The sequence below is a fragment of the uncultured Modestobacter sp. genome (assembly GCF_947486615.1).
In the GTDB taxonomy this organism is placed as follows: Bacteria; Actinomycetota; Actinomycetes; order Mycobacteriales; family Geodermatophilaceae; genus Modestobacter.
This window is the reverse complement of record NZ_CANKUD010000011.1, coordinates 140393-162092: the sequence shown is the minus strand read 5'-3', so window position 1 is coordinate 162092 and position 21700 is coordinate 140393. Positions and strand designations below refer to the sequence as shown.

General features: G+C 74.4%; 19 protein-coding genes. 14 read left to right on the top strand and 5 right to left on the bottom strand.

Features of this window, described 5'->3' with window-relative positions; translation table 11 throughout:
• A partial coding sequence (locus Q1A09_RS18705; protein WP_299958449.1) for an HNH endonuclease signature motif containing protein occupies window positions 1-492 on the top strand: 492 nt, incomplete at its 5' end.
• A gap of 3 nt (window positions 493-495) precedes the next feature.
• On the opposite strand, the gene Q1A09_RS18700 is transcribed toward Q1A09_RS18705, so the two are convergent.
• Window positions 496-663 (bottom strand): hypothetical protein, encoded by a 168-nt coding sequence (locus Q1A09_RS18700; RefSeq protein ID WP_299958446.1) that lies wholly within the window; start codon window positions 661-663, stop codon window positions 496-498.
• Window positions 664-833: 170 nt separating this feature from the next.
• On the opposite strand from Q1A09_RS18700, the gene ligA reads away from it, so the two are divergent.
• Entirely contained in the window at window positions 834-3017 is a 2184-nt protein-coding gene (gene ligA / locus Q1A09_RS18695) for an NAD-dependent DNA ligase LigA (RefSeq protein ID WP_299958443.1), read from the top strand.
• Here the strand turns inward: ligA and Q1A09_RS18690 are convergent.
• Window positions 3014-3676 (bottom strand): ACT domain-containing protein, encoded by a 663-nt coding sequence (locus tag Q1A09_RS18690; protein ID WP_299958440.1) that lies wholly within the window; start codon window positions 3674-3676, stop codon window positions 3014-3016. The two genes, ligA and Q1A09_RS18690, sit on opposite strands and share 4 nt — an antisense overlap.
• Before the next feature lie 190 nt (window positions 3677-3866).
• Here Q1A09_RS18690 and gatC point away from each other — a divergent pair, with 190 nt between their 5' ends.
• The 6 genes from gatC to Q1A09_RS18660 all read left to right on the top strand — a co-directional run bounded on the left by gatC (window position 3867) and on the right by Q1A09_RS18660 (window position 9032).
• Window positions 3867-4166, top strand: a complete 300-nt coding sequence (gatC, locus tag Q1A09_RS18685) for an Asp-tRNA(Asn)/Glu-tRNA(Gln) amidotransferase subunit GatC (protein WP_299958437.1) — start codon at window positions 3867-3869, stop codon at window positions 4164-4166.
• On the top strand, window positions 4163-5692 hold the full coding sequence (gene gatA / locus Q1A09_RS18680; protein ID WP_299958434.1) for an Asp-tRNA(Asn)/Glu-tRNA(Gln) amidotransferase subunit GatA: 1530 nt from the start codon (window positions 4163-4165) through the stop codon (window positions 5690-5692). Before gatC ends, gatA begins: the two co-directional genes overlap by 4 nt.
• Window positions 5689-5904: a hypothetical protein gene (locus tag Q1A09_RS18675; RefSeq protein WP_299958431.1), complete on the top strand. Its 216-nt coding sequence runs from the start codon at window positions 5689-5691 to the stop codon at window positions 5902-5904. The genes gatA and Q1A09_RS18675 overlap by 4 nt, the downstream gene beginning before the upstream one ends.
• Before the next feature lie 8 nt (window positions 5905-5912).
• Window positions 5913-7412, top strand: coding sequence for an Asp-tRNA(Asn)/Glu-tRNA(Gln) amidotransferase subunit GatB (gatB, locus tag Q1A09_RS18670; protein ID WP_366139808.1), 1500 nt, complete (start codon window positions 5913-5915; stop codon window positions 7410-7412).
• 9 nt (window positions 7413-7421) lie between these two features.
• A complete protein-coding gene (locus Q1A09_RS18665) occupies window positions 7422-7976 on the top strand; it encodes a GNAT family N-acetyltransferase (RefSeq protein WP_299958424.1) in 555 nt (184 codons plus the stop codon).
• Between the two features lie 591 nt (window positions 7977-8567).
• Entirely contained in the window at window positions 8568-9032 is a 465-nt protein-coding gene (locus tag Q1A09_RS18660; RefSeq protein WP_299958421.1) for a hypothetical protein, read from the top strand.
• 136 nt (window positions 9033-9168) lie between these two features.
• Here Q1A09_RS18660 and Q1A09_RS18655 read toward each other — a convergent pair whose 3' ends face one another.
• Window positions 9169-10338 carry a sorbosone dehydrogenase family protein gene (locus Q1A09_RS18655; protein ID WP_299958417.1) on the bottom strand — a complete coding sequence of 390 codons (1170 nt, stop codon included), beginning with the start codon at window positions 10336-10338 and terminating at the stop codon, window positions 9169-9171.
• Between the two features lie 81 nt (window positions 10339-10419).
• On the opposite strand from Q1A09_RS18655, the gene Q1A09_RS18650 reads away from it, so the two are divergent.
• Entirely contained in the window at window positions 10420-11385 is a 966-nt protein-coding gene (locus Q1A09_RS18650) for a 2-hydroxyacid dehydrogenase (protein ID WP_299958414.1), read from the top strand.
• A gap of 392 nt (window positions 11386-11777) precedes the next feature.
• Window positions 11778-11942: a hypothetical protein gene (locus Q1A09_RS18645; RefSeq protein WP_299958411.1), complete on the top strand. Its 165-nt coding sequence runs from the start codon at window positions 11778-11780 to the stop codon at window positions 11940-11942.
• A gap of 16 nt (window positions 11943-11958) precedes the next feature.
• On the opposite strand, the gene Q1A09_RS18640 is transcribed toward Q1A09_RS18645, so the two are convergent.
• A complete protein-coding gene (locus tag Q1A09_RS18640) occupies window positions 11959-12321 on the bottom strand; it encodes a PH domain-containing protein (RefSeq protein ID WP_299958409.1) in 363 nt (120 codons plus the stop codon).
• Between the two features lie 29 nt (window positions 12322-12350).
• A complete protein-coding gene (locus tag Q1A09_RS18635) occupies window positions 12351-13178 on the bottom strand; it encodes a helix-turn-helix transcriptional regulator (RefSeq protein ID WP_299958406.1) in 828 nt (275 codons plus the stop codon).
• A gap of 103 nt (window positions 13179-13281) precedes the next feature.
• Here Q1A09_RS18635 and Q1A09_RS18630 point away from each other — a divergent pair, with 103 nt between their 5' ends.
• The 4 genes from Q1A09_RS18630 (at window position 13282) to Q1A09_RS18615 (ending at window position 21549) form a co-directional block, all read left to right on the top strand.
• Window positions 13282-14253, top strand: a complete 972-nt coding sequence (locus tag Q1A09_RS18630; RefSeq protein WP_299958404.1) for a bile acid:sodium symporter family protein — start codon at window positions 13282-13284, stop codon at window positions 14251-14253.
• Window positions 14254-14320: 67 nt separating this feature from the next.
• Window positions 14321-16030, top strand: coding sequence for a dihydroxy-acid dehydratase (gene ilvD, locus Q1A09_RS18625; protein WP_299958401.1), 1710 nt, complete (start codon window positions 14321-14323; stop codon window positions 16028-16030).
• Between the two features lie 78 nt (window positions 16031-16108).
• Window positions 16109-18772 (top strand): bifunctional diguanylate cyclase/phosphodiesterase, encoded by a 2664-nt coding sequence (locus Q1A09_RS18620; RefSeq protein ID WP_299958398.1) that lies wholly within the window; start codon window positions 16109-16111, stop codon window positions 18770-18772.
• Window positions 18769-21549 carry a bifunctional diguanylate cyclase/phosphodiesterase gene (locus tag Q1A09_RS18615; RefSeq protein ID WP_299958395.1) on the top strand — a complete coding sequence of 927 codons (2781 nt, stop codon included), beginning with the start codon at window positions 18769-18771 and terminating at the stop codon, window positions 21547-21549. Before Q1A09_RS18620 ends, Q1A09_RS18615 begins: the two co-directional genes overlap by 4 nt.
• Window positions 21550-21700 lie beyond the last annotated feature (151 nt).

Below are 21700 nucleotides of genomic sequence, written 5' to 3'. Positions count from 1 at the left end.
TGCGGCGGTCTGCCGATGCTGCGGACGGTCAAGCCGCACGTGGTCGTCGGCATCGACCTCGATGACCTGGTCGACCCGGCCACGGGCGCTGGTGCGGCGGACACCGGTTTCGGGGCCATGATCTCTGCCGCGCGGGCCCGGTACCTGGCCTGTGATGGGAGCATCTCCCGGATCGTGATGGGCCCCGATGGGACGCCGCTGGACCTGGGCCGGGACCACCGGGTGGTCACCCCCGGCCTGCGCAGAGCAGTCGAGCGGCGGGACAAGTCGTGTGTGTTCGCCGGGTGCGGTGCCCCGACGTGGTGGTGCGAGGTGCACCACCTGATCCACTGGCTGCACGACGGCGAGACCAACCTGGAGAACTCAGCCCTGCTCTGCGAACGGCACCACACCAAGGTCCACCACGGCTTCCACGTCGAACGACAACCGGATGGCCGATGGCGCACCTGGCGACCCGACGGCACCGAGATCCTCATCGGACCCCTCCGGTAGCCCTCAGAGCTCGTCGCCGTCCCAGTCGGCGTCCAGGACCCTCGCGTGCGCAGCGACGTCCGGGTGCAGGCGTGCGCGGAGGCACTCCGCATGGACGAAGAACTGCTGCTCTCGCTGCTGCGCGGCCTCCTCCTGCCATCGTGCGACCACGACGAGGGCGCAGGGGTCCACGTCGCTTCCTCGGGCCGTCTCGCCACAGAACGCGCACACGACATCCAGCGGCACAGCGATGAGGGTGCCAGTCGGCGACTGCGGTGCGGCAGGCGCACGTCTCTGCTCCCGGCGGGTGAGCCGCGATCGAGCATCGAGTGCCTGTCGCACCGTCCGGATACCGTTCCGGCGTGAGCAGTGAGGCAGACGTGGAGCTGGGTGGAGTCGGCGAGCCGCGCGTGGGAGCGGCCGTCGACCGGGAGGACGTCACCGAGGTCCCCGACGACGCGCGCACCCGGCACCGCGACCTGGCCGAGGAGCTCGACCGGTACGCCTTCGCCTACTACGTGCAGGACGCCCCGCTGGTCAGTGACGGCCAGTACGACGAGCTCATGGGCGAGCTGAAGGCCATCGAGGCCGCCCACCCGGCGCTGGTCACCCCCGACTCGCCCAGCCAGAAGGTCAACGGCGGCTTCGGCGCCACCTTCGCCCCGGTCACCCACCCGGAGCGGATGCAGAGCCTGGACAACGCCTTTTCCTCCGACGAGCTCTCCGCCTGGGCCGCCCGCGCCGAGCGCGACGGCGCCGCGGGCGCCGGCTACCTCTGCGAGCTGAAGGTCGACGGCCTGGCCGTCGACCTGGTCTACGAGCGCGGCCGGCTGGTCCGGGCCGCCACCCGCGGCGACGGCGTCACCGGTGAGGACGTCACCGCCAACGTGCGCACCCTGGCCGTCGTCCCGCAGGAGCTCACCGGCGACGACGTGCCGGAGTTCCTGGAGGTCCGGGGCGAGGTCTACTTCCCGGTGGCCGCGTTCGCCGAGGTCAACGCCGGGCTGGTCGAGGCGGGCAAGCCGCCGTTCGCCAACCCGCGCAACGCCGCAGCCGGGTCGCTGCGGCAGAAGGACGCCCGGGAGACCGCCAAGCGGCCGCTCAGCATGGTGGTGCACGGCATCGGTGCCCGCCGCGGCTTCGAGCCCGACCGGCAGTCAGGCGCCTACGACCAGCTGCGGGCCTGGGGCCTGCCCACCAGTGAGCGCTACGAGGTGGTCGACGGGCTCGAGGGCGTGTGGGGCTACATCGAGCGCTACCGGGAGCAGCGGCACGCTGTCGAACACGAGATCGACGGCGTCGTGGTCAAGATCGACCAGGTCGCGCTGCAGCGGCGGCTGGGGTCGACCAGCCGCGCCCCGCGCTGGGCGATCGCCTTCAAGTACCCGCCCGAGGAGGCGACCACGACCCTGCACGACATCCGGGTCAACGTCGGGCGCACCGGCCGGGTCACCCCGTTCGCGTTCATGGAGCCGGTCAAGGTCGCCGGGTCCACCGTCCAGCTGGCCACGCTGCACAACGCCAGCGAGGTCAAGCGCAAGGGCGTGCTGATCGGCGACACCGTCGTCATCCGCAAGGCCGGTGACGTCATCCCCGAGGTGCTCGGCCCGGTGGTCGCCGCGCGTACCGGCGACGAGCGCGAGTTCGTCATGCCCACGCACTGCCCCGAGTGCGGTACCGAGCTGCGGCCGGAGAAGGAGGGCGACGCCGACATCCGCTGCCCGAACGCCCGCTCCTGCCCCGCCCAGCTGCGGGAGCGCGTCTTCCACGTCGCCGGTCGCGGCGCCTTCGACATCGAGGTGCTCGGCTACGAGGCCGCCGCCGCGCTGCTGGAGAGCCACCTGCTCGCCGACGAGGGCGACGTCTTCGCCCTCGACGAGGAGGCACTGTGCCGCACCGACTTCTTCACGAAGAAGGACGGCACCCTCTCCGCCAACGGCAAGCGGCTGCTCACCAACCTGCAGACCCGCAAGGACGTGCCGCTGTGGCGGGTGCTGGTGGCACTCTCCATCCGGCATGTCGGCCCGACCGCCGCCCAGGCGCTGGCGCGCGAGTTCCGCTCGATCGACCGGCTGATCGCCGCCACCGAGGAGGAGCTGGCCGCGGCCGAGGGCGTCGGCCCCACGATCGCCACGGCGGTGCGCGACTGGTTCACCGTCGACTGGCACCGCGACGTGGTGGAGAAGTGGCGGGCCGCCGGCGTGCGGATGGCCGACGCCGAGTCCGACGACGCCCCCGGGCCGCTGACCGGCGTCACCGTGGTCGTCACCGGGTCACTGCGTGACCACAGCCGCGACCAGGCGATCGCGGCCATCCAGGAGCGCGGCGGCAAGGTCACCGGCTCGGTGTCCAAGAAGACCGGCTTCGTCGTGGTCGGTGCCGACCCGGGCAGCAAGTACGACAAGGCCGTGGCGGTGAAGGCGCCGATCCTGGACGACGACGGCTTCGCCGTGCTGCTGGAGCAGGGCCCGGACGCCGCCCGGGAGGTCGCCACCATCGGCGACGGCTCGGCGCCTGCCGAGCCCGCGGACGGGGCCGCCGGCTAGACCGGGGGGAGCCGGGCGACGGTCGCGGCCAGTCCGGTCAGGTGCGCCAACCGCAGCAGCTCCGAGCGCCGGAACGCCGGGCCGCCGGACCGGCCGAGCAGTACCGCGGTGCCCTCGACGCCGAGCGGGGCGGCCATCATCTCCACGGCCATCTCCTGCCAGCGCACCGGCACCCAGTCCGCGTCGCTGGGCAGCAGCAGGGGAGAGGTCAGCGGCAGCCAGGGCGGCCGGATGCCCTCCAGGGACGGCGCCGCGTCGGAGGCGGCGAGCACGGTCGGGGCCTCCGCCGAGCCGGCCAGCACGACCGCCCAGCCGCTGCGGAAGACCCGGGGCAGCTCGGTCGCGAGCACCTTCGCGGTGCCCTCGCCGGCCGGGGCTAGGGCCTCCAGCAGGGCCAGCTCGCGGTGGGTGTCCATCGGCCCGGCGAACGGCCGCAGCGACTCGACCTGCACCCCGGGCACCGCGGTCGCCGCGGTGATCAGGCTGTCCGCGACCCGGTCGGCCGGCAGCTCGACCACGATGTCGTCGACGGCCACGCCGTTGCCCCGCTCGAGGACGTCGACGGAGACGATGTCGATCCCGGCCTCGCCGAGCGCGCTCGCCACGGCGCCCAGGATGCCGGGCCGGTCGGGCACGACCAGCCGCAAGAGATAGGACACGGATCCCTCCGGTGCCTCGCGCCGCGGGCCGATCGCCGTCGATCGGGGACAGGGGCAGCCTCCCCCATCAGGCGCCCGGTATCCAGCCCGGCTCGCGGTCGGGGCGGTGCGGCCGCCCACGTACAGTTGACACGTCGTATGACGCGAGTCGTGGCAACGGGCAGGTCGACGAATGGGGTTCCCCGGCAGCATGAGCAGCATCTCCCGAGAGGACGTCGCGCACCTGGCGCGCCTGGCGCGCCTGGCGGTGACCGACGACGAGCTCGACCGCTTCGCCGGACAGCTGGACCAGGTGCTCGGCGCCGTCGCCCGGGTCGGTGAAGCCGCCGTGGCCGACGTCCCGCCGATGTCCCACGCCGTGCCGCTGACCAACGTGCTGCGCGCCGACGTGGTGACCCCCAGCCTCCCGCGCGACGTGGTGCTGGCCGGGGCACCCGCCGCCGAGGACGACCGGATCCGCGTGCCGCGCATCCTGGGGGACGCCGAGTGACCAGCACCCGCACCGACCTGACCTCTGCCGACGTCGCCGAGCTCTCCCGGCTGCTGTCCACCGGTGAGGTGAGCGCCGTCGAGGTGACCCGTGCGCACCTGGACCGGATCGCCGCCCAGGACGGCCGGCTCGGCGCCTACCTGCACGTCGAGGACGACGCCGCGATCGCCGCGGCCACCGCCGTCGACGAGGCCCGTGCCGCCGGCGACGAGCTGGGCCCGCTGGCCGGCGTCCCGGTCGCGCTCAAGGACCTGGTGGTCACCGAGGGCGTGCCGACGACCAGCGGCTCGAAGATCCTCGAGGGCTGGCTTCCGCCCTACAGCGCCACCATCGCCACCCGGCTGGCCGAGGCCGGCACGGTGCTGCTGGGCAAGACCAACATGGACGAGTTCGCGATGGGCTCCTCCACGGAGAACTCCGCCTACCAGGTCACCCGCAACCCCTGGGACACCGACCGCATCCCCGGTGGCTCCTCCGGTGGCTCCAGCGCCGCCGTCGCCGGGGACCTCGCGCCCTGGTCGATCGGCACCGACACCGGCGGCTCGATCCGCCAGCCGGCCGCCGTCACCGGCCTCGTGGGCCACAAGCCCACCTACGGCTCGGTGTCCCGCTACGGCCTCATCGCCTTCTCCTCCAGCCTCGACCAGGCCGGCCCGATGGCGCGCACCGTGCTGGACGCCGCGGTCATGCACGAGGTCATCGGCGGCCACGACCCCCGCGACTCCACCAGCATCGACTCCCCGCTGGCCGGTCTGGCCGACGCCGCGCGGTCCGGCGCGGCCGGGGACCTGCGCGGCGTCCGGATCGGCGTCGTCCGGGAGCTCGGCGGCGAAGGGCACACCGAGGGCTACGAGCCCGGCGTACTGGCCCGCACCCGCGAGGCGATCGAGGTGCTCGCCGGGCTGGGCGCGGAGGTCACCGAGGTCTCCTGCCCGTCCTTCGACCTGGCGCTGCCGGCGTACTACCTGATCGCGCCGAGCGAGGCGTCGAGCAACCTGGCCCGCTACGAGGGCGTCCGGTTCGGCCTGCGGGTCGGCGACGACGGCAGTCACGACCTCGACGAGGTGATGGCGCTGACCCGGGAGGCCGGTTTCGGCCCGGAGGTCAAGCGGCGGATCATCCTGGGCACCTACGCGCTGTCCAGCGGCTACTACGAGGCCTACTACGGCCAGGCGCAGAAGGTCCGCACGCTGATCACCCGCGACTTCACCTCGGCCTTCGCCGACGTCGACGTGCTGGTCAGCCCCACCACCCCGACCGTGGCCTTCCCGATCGGGGCCCGGGTCGAGGACCCGATCGCGATGTACGCCGCCGACCTGTGCACCCTGCCGGCGAGCCTGGCCGGCCTGCCGGCGATCTCGGTGCCCAGCGGCCTGTCCGACGGGCTGCCGGTCGGCCTGCAGGTCATGGCCCCGGCGCTGGCCGACGACCGCTGCTACCGGGTGGCCGCCGCACTGGAGGCCGCGCAGGACGCCGCCCGTGGCCACCGGCTGCTGGACGAGCTGCCGGGCCGGGCCGCGGCGTGACCGGCCCGCTCAAGGCCGCCTGGGGCCTCACCGCGTTCGTGATCGTCGCCGGCATCGTGCTCTGGGCGGTGACCGGGCAGGCGATCTTCGCCGTCTTCATCGTCCTGGGCCTGCTCACCGCGGTCGGCGCCTGGTTCACCGGGCGCGCGGCCGCACCCACCCAGCAGACCGGGGCAGCCGGCGAGCGCACGCACCTGGAGGACGAGCAGTGACCAGCACCATGGGCGATCGGCTGGTGGACTACGACGAGCTGCTGACCCGGTACGAGCCGGTGATCGGCCTGGAGACCCACGTCGAGCTGGGCACCGCCTCGAAGATGTTCTGCGGCTGCGCCACCACCTTCGGTGCCGAGCCGAACACCCAGACCTGCCCGGTCTGCCTCGGCATGCCCGGCTCGCTGCCGGTGGCCAACGCCGCAGCGATCGAGGCGACCATCCGGATCGGCCTCGCGCTGGGCTGCCGGATCGCCAACTGGTCACGCTTCGCCCGGAAGAACTACTTCTACCCGGACATCCCCAAGGGCTTCCAGACCAGCCAGTACGACGAGCCGCTGTGCACCGCCGGGCACCTGGACGTCGAGGTCGACGGGCAGACGTACCGCGTGGAGATCGAGCGGGTGCACCTGGAGGAGGACACCGGCAAGAACCTGCACGTCGGTGGCGCCACCGGGCGGATCCACGGCGCGGACCACTCGCTGATCGACTTCAACCGGGCCGGCATCCCGCTGGTGGAGATCGTCACCCGCCCGGTCCCCGGCGCCGGGGCCAAGGCCCCCGAGGTCGCCCGCGCCTACGTCACCGAGCTGCGCGAGATCGTCCAGGCGCTCGGCGCCTCCGACGTCCGGATGGAGCAGGGCAGCCTGCGCTGCGACGTCAACATCTCGCTCAACCCGGCCGGCGCCCTGGAGTGGGGCACCCGCACCGAGACCAAGAACGTGAACTCGCTGCGGTCGGTGGAGCGCGCCGTCCGCTTCGAGATGCGCCGGCAGGCGGCCGTGCTGGACGACGGCGGCCGCGTGCGGCAGGAGACCCGGCACTTCCACGAGGACACCGGCAGCACCTCCTCCGGGCGCAGCAAGGAGGAGGCGACCGACTACCGGTACTTCCCCGAGCCCGACCTGGTGCCGCTGGCCCCCGACGCCGACTGGATCGAGTCGCTGCGGGTGGCGCTGCCCGAGCTGCCGGCCGCCCGCCGCGTCCGGCTCCAGCAGGAGTGGGGCATCTCGGCCACCGAGATGACCTGGCTGGCCAACGCCGGCGCACTCGGCCTGGTCGAGGAGACCGTCGCCGCGGGCGCCGCGCCCGGTGACGCCCGCAAGTGGTGGCTGGGCGACCTGGCCCGGCGGGCCAACGACGCCGGCGTCGAGCTGGCCGAGCTGGCGGTCACCCCGGCGCAGGTCGCCGAGCTGGTCGGGCTGGTCAACGACGGCACCATCAACGACGGGCTGGCCCGGCAGGTGCTCGACCGCGTGCTCGCCGGCGAGGGCGACCCGGCCGCGGTGGTCGAGGCGCAGGGCCTGGCGGTGATGGGGGAGTCCGACGAGCTCGTCGCCGCCGTCGAGGCCGCCATCGCCGGGGCCCCCGACGTGATCGCCAAGGTCAAGGCCGGCAAGGTGGCCGCGCTGGGCGCGCTGGTCGGGGCGGTCATGAAGACCACCCGCGGCAAGGCGGATGCCCCCACGGTCAAGCGGATGCTGGAGGAGCGGGTGCTCGGCTCTTAGCCTGGACGGGTGGGGCTGCCCGTCGTCGAGCTGCGCCCGCTCACGAGGGCGGACCTGCCGCTGCTCTGCCGCTGGCTGACCGATCCACTGGTCGCCCGGTGGTGGGACGACGACCCGAGCCCGGCGGCGGTCGAGCGGCAGTACGGGCCCGGCATCGACGGCACCGACCCCACCGCGTTGTACCTCGGCGTGCACGAGGGTCAGCCGTTCGGGCTGGTGCAGGTGTACGCGTTCGCCGACGAGCCCGGGTCGGTGGCCGAGCTGTCGGCGGTCTGCCCGGTGCCCGCCGGGGCGCTGAGCATCGACTACCTGGTCGGTGAGCCGGCGGCCCGCGGCCGGGGGCTGGGTGCGGCGATGATCGCCGCCGCGGTCGCCCGCGGCTTCGCCGACCACCCGGACGCCGAGGACGTGCTGGTGCCGGTGGCGCTGGGCAACACCGCCTCCTGGCGTGCACTCCGCCGGGCCGGCGCCACCTGGTACGTCGCCGGTGACCTGGTGCCCGACAACCCGATCGACCCGCCGGCACACCTCGTCCACCGGTTCACCCGGCCGTACCCCCGCTGACCGCAGTCCCCGCGTCTCGACCCACCGCATCGTCGGTCGAACTGGTGACGCACTCGAACGGTGAGCTCACTGGTGGGCTCCTCTCAGGTTGGACAGTGCAGAGCACGGACGGGGAGCCGCGGCAGCGCGACGGTGTCGGCGATGGTCACCTGCGGGGCGAGATCCAGCTAGGGCCGGCGCTCTTGCCGGGGGCCGGTGCGTCTCGACCGCGCCCGCAGCGAGAAGACGCGGCGGGTGCAGAGGCATTCCCGGGTCGAGAGCTGGACATCCGGGGGCGCCGCGACATCCCAGACAACCGTCAGGACGTCCATCGGGCTCGGCCTTCCTGGAAGCGCTGGAGCCACCGGGAAGGCGGCCGGCGGATCTCGGTCATCCGAGGAAGGTGGGCGTCCAGTCCGTCCTGCGACTGGCCGACCTACTGAAGGCAGTGGCTGAACACGGCGATGACCGATCCCCACTGGTTCGACTTCCCGCAGCACGCCTCATCGGCCCGCCATTCTTGACACTTTGTGACGGCGCTCATACGGTTCCCGACCACAGTTCGCGACCTGGAAGATGGAAGGCCGGGTGTTGAGAATCGTCCGGAGCTCGGTGGGTGCCGTCCTGCTCGCACTTGCAGTGCTTCACCTGTCGGCATGCACGGACGAGAGCGCGGCGGGCGGACGGGTAGCGGACTCACCTTCCGAGACTCCGACGACGTCGCCCACTGAAGTGGATGAACCACTTCTCGAAGACCCCCTGGACGAGATCACGAACCGGGACTCGGCGGACTTCGTCTCATCAGAGGTGTCGACCGTCCTGCACCAGAGAGGGACCGGTCCACAAGTCATTCCTGTGGAGGGGCTCGCGAACGTATCGCAACTCAGGTTCTACGTGTCCTGCACTCCTGACAGCGAGTTCACTGTGACGATGGGCACCTTCTACTCAGGTCCATGCTCTTCCCAGTTCCTCGTCTACGGCGCGATTCCTGTGCCGGCAGGCGAGTCGCAAGTCACCGTGGATCTCGACATACCCCCCGGCGTCGACTACTGGATCGTCGCCGTGCCCTTCACCTGAGAGCAGTCAAGCCGAGAAGATGAGCTTCACAGCCGCCTCCGGCCCCCGGCCCGGCCCCGGCCGCTTCTCAGTCGCCGGCCCCGGTGCGGGGTCCCGCCATGGGCTTGCGAGCGGTGGGGGCGGGGGGTCCCCTTCGTCAGAGCGGGGAGCCGCCCCCGGCGGACGGCGGCTGGACCCGGAGCACCCGGTCGTCGTCCTCGACCGGGGTGCCCACGCCGTCCCGGTTGGACGTGGTGACCCAGAGGGCGCCCTGCGCGTCGAGGGCGAGGCTGCGCAGCCGGCCGTACTCCTCGGCGAGGAACGGCTCGGGCTCCTCCACCGGGACGCCGGCACCGTCCAGCTCGACGATCAGCACCCGCTGCCCGTCCAGGGCGCCGAGGAAGACGTACGGGCCGGCGGCTGCGCAGCCGCCCAGCCCGCCCTCGTCGGCCGGCACGGTCAGCACCGGGGCGGTGCCCCCGCTGCCGTAGGAGCTGCCCGCCTGCAGGGCGTTCAGCTCGTCGGCCCCGGTCGGCGCCTCGTCGGTGGCGTAGAGCTGCTCCCCGTCGCCGGTGCAGAGCGCGGTGACGTCGGAGTGGCCGCTGGTGTACACCGGCCCGGCCCCGGCCGGCTGGCCGAAGACGTCGACGGCGAGCACCTTGCCGGCCAGCGACGCCGGGTCGGCGGCCAGCGCCGGGTCACCCGCGTCGCCGGTGCCGACGAAGAGGGTGCCGTCCAGCCCGAACAGCAGCCCGCCGCCGTTGTGCACCTCGCCGCGCGGGATGCCGGTGAGCACCGGGTTGGGGGTGCCGCCCAGCGGGAAGCGGACGACGCGGTTGTCGGTGGCGGTCGAGACGTAGGCGTAGAGCAGCCCGTCCTCGGCGAAGGTGGGGGAGACCGCGAGCCCGAGCAGCCCGCCGTCCCCGGTGCTGTCGACGCCGGGCAGGGTCATCAGCTCCTGGGCCGGCGAGCGGTCGGGGAAGACCTGCAGCAGCCGGCCGGTGTCCCGCTCGCCGACCACGGCCGTGCCGTCGGGCAGCAGCGCGATCCCGGTCGGGACGGCGAGGTCGGTGGCCACCACCGCCGGGTCGCCCTCCTGCTCGTCCTGGGAGCCCGGCGTCGACGGCTCGCCCGGCACCGGGGCGGGGCTGCTCTCCACCGGCGGGCCGACCTGCGGGGGCGGGTTCTCGGCCTGCTCGCGGAACGGGCCGGCGGGTTCGTAGCCGCCGCCGCAGCCGGCCAGTAGCAGGCAGCCCAGGGCCACCGTCAGGGCCGGCCGGGTCGTGGCCCACCGCCGGGTGCCGCGCGCCGTCGTCCGCCGTCCCACCCGCGCAACAGTACGGCGGCCGGGCCGGGTGCACCCGGGCCCGCGCGCCGGCCGGCCCGGGGCCGCCTAGGGTCGGGGACCGTGCCCGACACGACCGCGCCCGCCGCCCCTGTCCTGCCGCTGGGTCCGGAGGAGACGCTGCACGTCCTCGTCCCCTCCCGGGCACTCGCCGAGGCCGTCGAGGCGGTCTCGCCGCGGGTCCGCGCCCACCGGTTCGACCCGGCCGACGGCGTGCCGACCGGCGAGGAGGCCCGGGCCCAGGTGATGGTGCCGCGCGGGGGTGGCGACATCGGCGCGGAGGTGCTGGAGGCCCTGCCGGAGCTGCGGCTGGTCCAGCTGATGAGCGCCGGGGCGGAGAAGTTCGTCGGCCGGCTGCCCGAGCGGGTCACCCTGTGCAACGCCCGGGGCGCGCACACCCCCGCGACCGCGGAGTGGGCGGTCGCCGCGACGCTGGCCGCGCAGCGCGGCATCCCGCACTTCACCCGCGCCCAGGACGCCGGCCGCTGGGACTTCCGCACCGAGCACTCGCTGGTCGGCGCCAAGGTGCTGATGGTGGGCGCCGGCGACATCGGCCGCACCATCGGCGCCATGATGGCCGGCTTCGACGTCGAGCTGACCTACGTCGCCCGCACCGCCCGGGACGGCGTCCGCAGCATCGACGAGCTGCCCCAGCTGCTGCCCGAGGCCGACGTGGTGGTGCTCATCGTCCCGGTGACCCCGCAGACCACCGGCCTGGTCGACGCGGCGTTCCTGGCCGCGATGAAGGACGACGCCCTGCTGGTGAACGCGGCCCGGGGCGTGGTGGTCGACACCGACGCGCTGCTGGCCGAGCTGACCTCGGGCCGGCTGCGGGCCGCGCTGGACGTGACCGAGCCCGAGCCGCTGCCGGAGGGCCACCCGCTGTGGTCGGCGCCCGGGCTGCTGCTCACCCCGCACGTGGGAGGGGCGGTGCCGGACACCAACGCCCGCGCCGCCGCCGCGGTCACCGATCAGCTCCGGCGGGTGCTGGCAGGGGAGCCGCTGCAGAACGTGGTCGACGAGTACTAGGAGGTCCCGTACCGCTCCACCGCCGGACGACGTCCGTGCCGGTGCCGGCTCGTCCGCCACCTCCGCGCGGTTCGTGCGACAGGCAGCAGGGCAGCTCTACGCTGCGCGGTGAGGTGATCGTCATGACGATGGGCGGTGTCCGCGACCGGGCGCTGGGCAGGTCGGGCAGGGCCCTGGGAGTGGCCGCTCTGGCTGTGCTCCTGGTCGGTCTCCCGGTCCTGGCCGGCTGCGGATCCGACGACGCACCACGCGTCCAGTTGGTGGCCTACTGCCAGGGCGCCTCGGGTGATGGTGATGCCCTTGACGTGGAGTTCCGGCAGGGGGCCGCCGTGGTCGCCAGAGGATCAGTTCCTCCGGGCACGGCCTTCACCGCGGCCGTGCCTCTGGGGGCGGTGCAGATCTACTCGGACGACGTCCGGCAGGGCGCGGTGAGCGAGGGCGTGGACACCGACGGCCCCTACTCCTCGCCGGCGCCGGATGCCATCACCTACCTGCGCAGCGCCGAGGGGTGCCCGGAGCAGCCGCCCCCGTGGACCGGCGAGCAGCCGGCGAGCTGACTGAGCGGAAAGGGCCTCAGGGGGTGGGGATGCGGCCGCCGGAGAGGGCGGCCAGGCGCGGCAGGTCACGGGCGCGGAGCACCGGCAGTCGCACCTGGGTGCCGGCAGTGGTGACCAGCCACAGGTCCGAGCGCTCACCCACCCGGATCCCGGCGAGCTCGGCCCATCCCACGTGGCGTGCGCCGACGAGGGAGCGCACGGTCACCCCGTCGTCCCCGACGTCGACACCGACCCGGAGCACCCAGGCGGCGAGCACGGCCGGGACGACGAACAGCACCAGCAGCCACGGCGAGGCGCCGCCCAGCGGGAGGACGCAGACGGTCAGGAACAGGACCGGGAGGAGCGCCGTCCGGCTCATCCGCAAGCGAGCGACAGGCACGCGCCCATCGTCGCAGACGGTCTCGCCGGTCAGCCCGCGCTGAGCCGGGCCAGCCGGGCGGCGCTGTCGGAGCCGGCGGTCGCGGTGTAGACGACCAGCTGCAGGTCGGGGGAGTCGGCCAGGGTCAGCTGGTGGTGCTCCAGCAGCAGGGTGCCGACCGCCGGGTGCTCGAAGCGCCGCTCGCTGGAGCTGAAGGAGTCCACGTCGTGGCTGGCCCAGCCGGCCCGGAAGTGCGCGCTGGCCTGCTGCAGCCGGGCGAGCAGGTCGACGACGTCGGCGTCGTGCAGCCGGGCGCCCACCTCGGCGCGGAACTGGGTGAGGAACCGCCGGCTGTCGGTGGTCCAGTCGCCGAGCAGCTCCCGCACGTAGGGGTCGGTGAAGACCACCCAGAGCAGGTTGCGGTCGGCGGCCGGGGCGGTGGCGACGCCGGGGTAGAAGCGGGCGTACGCGGCGTTCCACGCGACGATCGACCAGCTGCGGGTGATCACGTAGGCGGGGGAGTCGCCGAGGGCGTCCAGCAGCCGCTGGGCGTGTGCCGGCACCTGCGCCCGGCCGGGTTCGGCGGGTGCCGCGGCGGCGTACCCGGCCAGCCGCAGCACGTACTGGTGCTCGGCCGGGGACAGCTGCAGCGTGCGGGCGACGGCGTCCACCACCTGCCGCGAGGGCCGGATGTCCCGCCCCTGCTCCAGCCACGTGTACCAGGTGTGGCTGACGCCGGAGAGCAGTGCGACCTCCTCCCGGCGCAGCCCGGGGGTGCGCCGCTGGCCGCTGACCGGGACACCCAGGCCGCTGGGGTCGACCTGCCGGCGCCGCGAGCGCAGGAAGGCGGCGAGCTCGGTCCTGGGTGACCGCTCCACGGGCGTCTCCTCGGTGGTGGTACTGGTACCAGCATCATCGCTGTCCTTGTCCACCCCGCTGATCGACCGCACCCTGGACCGACAGGCACGGGGAGGGAACGGCGTGAAGACGGTCAGACGGGTCAGCGGCTTCGCCGGCCGGTGGTTCGCGGTGATCGTGGTGCTGGCCGGGGCGCTGGCCCTGCTGGTGCCCGGCGCCTTCGCCGGCGGCACGGTGGCGGTGCCCTGGCTGCTCGCGCTGATCATGCTCGGCATGGGCATGACCCTGCGGCCGGTGGACTTCGCGATCGTGGCGCGCCGGCCGTGGGCCCTGGTGGCCGGCGTCGCCGCGCAGTTCGTGGTCATGCCGTTGCTGGCGTTCGGGATCGCCGAGGTGCTCGACCTGTCCCCGGCGCTGTCGGCGGGGATGGTGCTGGTCGGCTCCGCGCCCGGCGGCACCGCGTCCAACGTGATCGTCTACCTGGCCCGTGGTGACACCGCGCTGTCGGTGGCGATGACGTCGGTGTCCACCCTGCTCGCCCCGCTGCTCACCCCGCTGCTGGTGCTGTGGCTGGCCGGCCAGTACCTCCCGGTCGACGGCGGGGGCCTGTTCGTCTCGATCGTGCAGGTCGTGCTGGTCCCGGTGCTGCTCGGGCTGCTGCTGCGCCGGCTGGTGCCGCGGCTGATCGAACGCCTGCTGGACGTGCTGCCGCTGGTCTCGGTCGCCGGGATCACCGTCGTCGTCGCGATCGTGGTCGCGGCCAGCGCGGACACCCTGCTGTCGGTCGGCCTCCTGGTGGTGCTGGCCGTGGTCCTGCACAACGTGCTGGGGCTGGGCCTGGGCTACGCGGTGGCCCGCGCCTGCGGGTTCGACGAGCAGGGCCGGCGGGCGGTCAGCATCGAGGTCGGCATGCAGAACTCCGGCCTCGCCGCGGCGCTCGCGACCGCCCACTTCTCTCCCGCCGCCGCGCTGCCGGCGGCGCTGTTCTCCGTCTGGCACAACGTCTCGGGCTCGTTGCTGGCCGGCCACTGGGCCCGCCGCAGCGCGGCCACCGAGCCCACCCTCCCCGCCGGCGCCCCCGGCACCCGTCCCTGATCAGGAGCACCCGATGACCACCACCGACCCGGCCAGTGCACCGGCGACCGGCCTACCATCGCCGGTCGTGACGACCGTGGAAGACCGCCCCGCCAGCGACCGCACCGTCGACGTCAAGCCGCGCAGCCGCGAGGTGACCGACGGCGACGCCAAGGCCCCGGCCCGCGCAATGCTCCGCGCGGTCGGCATGGGCGACGACGACTTCGCCAAGCCCCAGGTCGGCGTGGCCTCGTCCTGGAACGAGATCACCCCGTGCAACCTGTCGCTGGACCGGCTGGCCAAGCGGGCCAAGGAGGGCGTGTTCGCCGCCGGCGGCTACCCGCTGGAGTTCGGCACCATCTCCGTCTCCGACGGCATCTCCATGGGCCACGAGGGCATGCGCGCCTCGCTGGTCTCCCGTGAGGTGATCGCCGACTCGGTCGAGACGGTCGTCTTCGCCGAGCGGCTGGACGGCACGGTGCTGCTCGCCGGCTGCGACAAGTCGCTGCCCGGCATGCTGATGGCCGCCGCCCGCCTGGACCTGGCCAGCGTCTTCGTCTACTCCGGCTCCACCCTGCCGGGGAAGCTGGGGGACAAGGACCTCACCCTGATCGACGTCTTCGAGGGCGTCGGCGCCTGCGCCGCCGGCAAGATCACCCGCGACGAGCTGACCGCCATCGAGAAGGCGGCCTGCCCCGGGATGGGCTCCTGTGGTGGCATGTACACCGCCAACACGATGGCCAGCGTCGCCGAGGCCCTCGGCATGGCGCTGCCCGGCAGTGCCGCGCCGCCGGCACCGGACGCCCGCCGGGACGCCATCGCGATCGCCTCCGGCGAGGCCGTGGTCGAGCTGCTGCGCAAGGGCATCACCGCGCGGCAGATCATGACCAAGGAGGCGTTCGAGAACGCCATCACCGTGGCCATGGCGCTGGGTGGCTCCACCAACGCCGTCCTGCACCTGATGGCGATCGCGCACGAGGCCGACGTCGACCTCACCCTCGACGACTTCAACCGGATCGGTGACCGGACGCCGCACCTGGCCGACGTGAAGCCCTTCGGCCGGTTCGTGATGACCGACGTCGACCGGATCGGCGGCGTCCCGGTGGTCATGCGCGCCCTGCTGGACGCCGGCCTGCTGCACGGTGACGTGCTCACCGTGACCGGCCGGACGCTGGCGGAGAACCTCGCCGAGATCTCCCCGCCGGACCCCGACGGCGCGATCATCCGGGCGATGGGCGACCCGATCCACAAGACCGGCGGGCTGACGATCCTGCGCGGCTCGCTCGCCCCGGAGGGCGCCGTGGTGAAGTCCGCCGGCTTCGACGCCGACGTCTTCGAGGGCACCGCGCGCGTCTTCGACGGCGAGCAGGGCGCGATGGACGCCGTCACCGAGGGCACGCTCCAGAAGGACGACGTCGTGGTCATCCGCTACGAGGGCCCGCGGGGTGGCCCGGGCATGCGCGAGATGCTCGCCGTGACCGGGGCGATCAAGGGCGCCGGGCTGGGCAAGGACGTGCTGCTGCTCACCGACGGCCGGTTCTCCGGCGGCACCACCGGCCTGTGCGTCGGCCACATCGCGCCGGAGGCGGCCGACGGTGGTCCGATCGCGTTCGTCCGCGACGGTGACCGCATCCGCCTGGACCTGGCGGCCCGGACCCTCGAGCTGCTGGTGGACGACGAGGAGCTGGCCCGCCGCCGGGAGGGCTGGGCGCCGCCGGCTCCCCGCTACACCCGGGGCGTCCTGGGCAAGTACGCGAAGCTCGTCGGCTCGGCCGCGCAGGGAGCCATCACCAGCTGACCTCCGGGCACTGCTCGAACGGGTGACCCCACCGCCGGTGACCTGTTCTCGCGGTGCCGGCCCGTCGACAGTCCTCGGGTGGAGCAGAGGCGACGGGCATCCCTGGGGTGGCTGCTCGCCGTCCCGGTGCTGACCGGGGCGGCGGGCGGAGCTGCGCCGTTGGCTGCCGACCTGCTGCTGCTGGCCGCCTCGCTCGGCACCGTGGCGGTGCTGTGGCGCAGCGGCTCCCGGCGCGGCGCACGGCTGGGCGGCTGGCGGCTGCTGGCGGTCGCCGTGCTGCTCGGGCTGCTCGGCAACCTCGGGGCCGGGCTGTGGGGTGCGGGGCTGTTCGCGGAGGCCGGTCAGGCGGTGGGGCTGCCGGCCGTGCTGATCGCGCTGGTCGCGGTGCTCCGGCTGCTGACCCCCGGGCAGCTGCGCCAGGGCGGTGCCCGGCTGCTCACCGAGACCCTGTTGTTCTTCAGCGCGTCGATGGTCCTGGCGCAGGTGCTGGTCGTCGGTCCCGCGCTGCACGGCCAGCCGGTGGGCTCCTCCCGGCTGGTGCTCGAACTGGCCTGCCTGGCGACCGCGTCGGTGCTCTCGGCCGGCCTCGTGCTCGTCGCGGCCTCCGCCGGCCCGCGCCGGGTGACCGGTGCGCTCATGCTGCTGGCCGTGGCCACCTGGGCGACCGCGCACGGGCTCACCCTGGCCGGCCCGGAGCTGCACCCTGCCGTGCTCACCGCCGGCGTGCCGGCGGCCCAGCTGGCCAGCCTGCTGCTGCTCTGCCTGGCGGCGCGGCGTGACCCCGGGGCCGCCGTGGTCGCCCCGCCCAGCCGGCGCAGCTCCCGGCTGGGCCAGGCCGGTCAGCTCGTGCCGCACCTGGTCATGGTCGCCGCGGTGCTGGCCTACCTGGTCGCCCCGCTGCTGGGTGCCGAGCCGCCGCTCGCCGCCGGGGCCGCGCTGTTCTGCTGCCTGGTCCTGACCCTGCTGCACCGGGCGGTCACCGCCCGGGACGAGGCCCGGGTCGCCGCCCGGCTGCGCAGCAGCGAGGCCTACTTCCGGTCACTGGTCCGGTCCAGCAGCGACGCCGTGGTCATCCTCGGCAGCGACCTGCGGATCACCTGGGCGGCGCCCTCGCTGGCACCGGCCCGGGCGGACTCCGGCCCGGGTCTGCTGGGCCGGCCGCTGATGGAGGTGGTGCACCCCGACGACACCGCCGAGGTGCGCGCCTGGCTCGGTGGTGACGCGGGCCCGGTGGGACTGTGCAGCTTCCGGCTACCCGACCACACCGGCAGCTGGCGGGTCCTGGAGGCCGGCGCCAGCGACCTGCGCGCGGACGCCGACGTGCGGGCGCTGGTGCTGCACTGCCGGGACGTGACCGCCCGGCGCGACCGGGAGCACGAGCTCAGCTCGCTTGCCTTCACCGACCCGCTCACCGGCCTGCCCAACCGCGCCGCCCAGCGGGTCGCCCTGACCCAGCTGCTCGGCCGGCTCCCGTCCGAGGGCGCGCCGTCCCAGGGCGGCGCGCCGGACGACGAGGACGCCGAGCAGTCGGCGGCGCTGCTGCTGATCGAGGTGCAGGGGCTCCGCGAGGCACACGAGAACGCCGGCCGGGACGTCGTCGACGTCGCCCTGGCCGAGGTGGCCCGCCGGCTGCGCGGCGTGGTGCGCGCCGAGGACCAGGTGGCCCGGATCGGGGCCGAGCTGTTCAGCGTGCTCGCCGCCGGCACGGTGGCCGACGCCGACCGGCTGGCCGCCCGCTGCCTGTCGGTCATCGACGCCCCGATCCCGACCGACGTGGGGATCGTCGACCTGACCGCGGTCGTCGGGCTGGTCCCGCTGGCCGGCGGGCTCACCGAGCGCGAGGTGGTGGACCGCGCCGAGCTGGCCGTCACCGACGCCCGCGGCGCCGGCGCGGGGTCGGTCCGCCGGCACCGGGAGGAGCTCACCGCTGCCCGGGACCGGCGCGAGCTGCTGCGCGCCGACCTCGTGGGCGCCCGCGAGCGCGGCGAGCTGACGCTGGTCTGGCAGCCGCTGATCGCCCTGGACGACCACCGGGTCACCGGCGTCGAGGCGCTGCTGCGCTGGCGGCACCCGGTGCTCGGCGACGTGCCGCCCGAGGAGTTCCTGCCGGTCGCCGAGCGCGGCGGCCTGGTGGGGCACCTGCAGCGCTGGGTGCTGCGGGAGGCGACCGCGGCCGCGGTCACGCTGCCCCAGCGGGGCGCGCCGCTGAAGCTCGGCGTCAACGTGTCGGCCCAGCACCTGGCCGGCGGCACGCTGGTGGGCGACGTGTCGGCGGCGCTGCAGGCCAGCGGCATGGCGCCGGACCAGCTGGTGCTGGAGGTGAGCGAGTCCGCCCTGACCGGCGGTGACGTCGCCGACGACATCACCGCCCTGCGGTTGATGGGCGTGCACCTCGCCCTCGACGACTTCGGCCGGGCGAGCTCCTCGTTGCCGGCGCTGGGCCGGCTGCCGCTGGACATCATCAAGCTCGACCGCTCCCTGCTCTCCCGGGTGGACCGCGACGCCTACGCCCGGGCGGTCTGCGAGGCGGTGGTCGCGCTCGGCCGGGCGCTGCGGATCGACGTGGTCGCCGAGGGCGTGGAGACCACCAGCCAGCTGTCGGTGCTGCACGGCCTGGGCTGCGGCTTCGCCCAGGGGCACCTGATCTCCCGGCCGGTGAGCCTGCCGGCCCTGGTGCAGCTGCTCGAGGCCGACGGCGGGCGGCTCGTGCCGGGCCTGTCCGGCCGGGTGGGAGCACCGTGACCGCCCCCGTGGTGCCGGGTGCGGCGCTCCCGAGGACCCGGTTCGCGGTGGCACCGGCGCGGTGGCCGAAGCACCAGGTGCTGTCGCTGCTCGGCGCCGTCGCCATCGCGTTGTCGGTCATCGAGTACCGCTGGCCGGTGGTCTCGGTGCACGCCGGCCCCGCCGTCATCAGCGCCGCCTCGCTGGCGATCGGGGTGCTGGTGCTCCGGCACGCGGGCCGGCTGGACGGGGACTCGGCCGCGCCGTGGCGGGCCTTCGCCGTGGTCGCCGGGCTGCTCTTCGTCGGGGAGGCGATCGCCGCGGTCCGCGGCGCGGGGCTCAACCCGGTGGAGGCCGGCCTGCAGGACGTCCCGCTGGTGGCGGCAGCCCCCTTCGCGGTGCTCGGCTGCGCGCGGCTGATCCGCTCGGCAGCCACCCGCCTGGACTCCCGGGTCGTGCTGGACGCCGTGGTGGCGCTGGTGGCGCTCGCCGCACTGCTGGAGCTGGTCGTCACCGCGACGCTGGGCGCGGCCCCCGGCGCGGTGGACGACCTGCTCACGCTGGGCTACCCGGCCCTCGGGGTCGTGCTGTGCACCCTCGGGCTGATCACCTTCGCCGGCGTCAGCGAACCCCGGCGCGGCGCAGCCGGCTGGTTGCTGGGCTGCTTCGCCTCCGTCACGGTGGTCACCGTGAGCGGGTCGATCTCGGTGGTCAGCCCGTCGCCGGGCGCCGACGTGGTCACCGGGGTGGCGTGGCTGGCCACGCTGGCCGCGGGCACGCTGGCCGTCGCCGCAGACCCCGGCGGCTCCGCGGAACCGGACGACGCCGCGGTCGGGGTGCCGCTGCTGGGCGTGGTGATCAGCTACTGCGCGGCGTTCGGGGTGGTCTTCCTGCTGCTGGCCGGCCGGATCGCCGGACGGGCCATCGACCCCCTCGAGGCGGCCGCGGCGTCCCTGCTGCTGGTGCTCACCTTCGTCCGCACGCTGCTGTGGGCGGCGGACGGGGCGCGGCTGACCCGGCGGGTGCTGCGCACCGAGTCCTGGTTCCGCACGCTCGCGCACGGCTCCGCCGACGTCACCATCGTGCTGGACCACCGCGGCCGGATCACCTGGGACTCGACCGCCGGCAGCCACCCGCACGGCTGGACGGCGCGTGACCTGGAGGGCCGGCCGCTGGTCGACTTCGTCCACGACGACGACCGGGCGGAGCTGCTGACCGTCCTGGCAGCCGGCGTCGATCCCGACCGCGGGCGCAGCCGCACCTTCCGGCTGCGTGCCCGGGACGGGAGCTGGCGCAGGTACGAGGCCGTGCGGGCCGTCCCCACCCGGGAGGTGCGGGCGCTGCCCGTCGACGTGCGCGACGGGGGCGATGGCGCCGGCGTGGTCCTGCACGTCCGGGACGTCGACGAGCGCCGCCAGCACGAGCTCGAGCTCGAGCGGCTGGCCTACACCGACTACCTGACGGGGTTGCCCAACCGGGCCCGGTTGATGGCCGCACTGACCGGCGCGCGCAGCCGGGCGGCCGAGGGCGAGGTCTCCTGCGTGCTGCTGCTGGACCTGGACGGGTTCAAGGCGGTCAACGACGTGGCCGGGCACGAGGCTGGTGACCTCCTGCTGGTGGAGGTGGCCGACCGGCTGCGTGCCACGGTGCGCGACCGGGACCTGGTCGGCCGGCTGGGCGGCGACGAGTTCGCCGTCCTGGTGCGCGCCGGTCTGGACGAGGCCACCGGGCTGGCCGAGCGGATCATCGGCGAGCTGGCCGGGGTGCACCGGTCGGTGCCCACGCCGGGGGCCGACCCGGACCTGGTCTTCGACGTCTCCTGCAGCATCGGGGTCACCGAGGTCGACCCCGCCGACGACGTCCCGACGACGGTGCGCCATGCCGACCTGGCGCTGCGCGCGGCGAAGGCCGCCGGCAAGGGCCGGGTCCGACGGCACGGCGAGACGGCCGACAGCGCCACCGCGCGCCGCACGCGGCTGGCCCGCGACCTGCCCGACGCCCTCTCCCGCGGCGAGCTGCGGCTGGTCTACCAACCGGTGGTCGGCACGGTCGAGCGCCGGGTGCTGGGCCTGGAGGCGCTGGTGCGCTGGGACCACCCGGTGCTGGGCGAGGTCCCACCCGACGAGTTCGTCGGCCTGGCCGAGGACGACGGGCTGATCGTGCCGCTGCAGCGGTGGGTGCTGGAGCAGTCGACCGCGGAGCTGGCGGGGCTGCTGCGCCAGGGCCGGGACCTGCGGCTGGGCGTCAACATCAGCGTGCGGCACCTGCAGTCGGGCAGCCTGGTGCCCGACGTCGCCGCCGCGCTGGCCCGGGCCGGGCTGCCGCCGAGCCGGCTGATGCTGGAGGTCACCGAGTCGCTGTTCATCGGTGAGCCCGACCGGGCCGACGGGGACCTGCAGACGCTGCACGACATGGGCTGCGTCATCTCCCTGGACGACTTCGGCCGGGGCTACTCGACCTTCGCCTACCTGACCCGGCTGCCGGTGGACGTGCTGAAGATGGACCGGGAGTTCCTGGCCGACATCGAGGTCGACCAGCGCAGCGCCGCCCTGGTGCACAGCGTCATCGAGCTGGGCCGTCGGCTGGACATCGACGTGGTCGCCGAGGGCGTGGAGACCCCGGGGCAGCTGGCGGCGCTGCGCGAGCTGGGCTGCCGCTTCCTGCAGGGCTTCCTGCTCGGCCGGCCGACCCGGCCGGAGGCGCTGGCCGCGGTGATCGACGGCTTCGACGCCGCCCTGCTCGACGCCGGGCCGGGCACCCTGCCCACCGACGCGCCCGCCGTCTCAGTCAGTGAGTGATCGCGTCCCATTGAATGGGACGCTCTGGTTGACGGGTGCGCGGGGTGGGGGCACAGTGTCTCCCGTGCCCAGCACCCGTCTCCTCGTAGCGATCCACTAGCGCGCCGGTCCCTCCCGACCGACGCGCCACCCCTCCGTGCCACGGCACGAG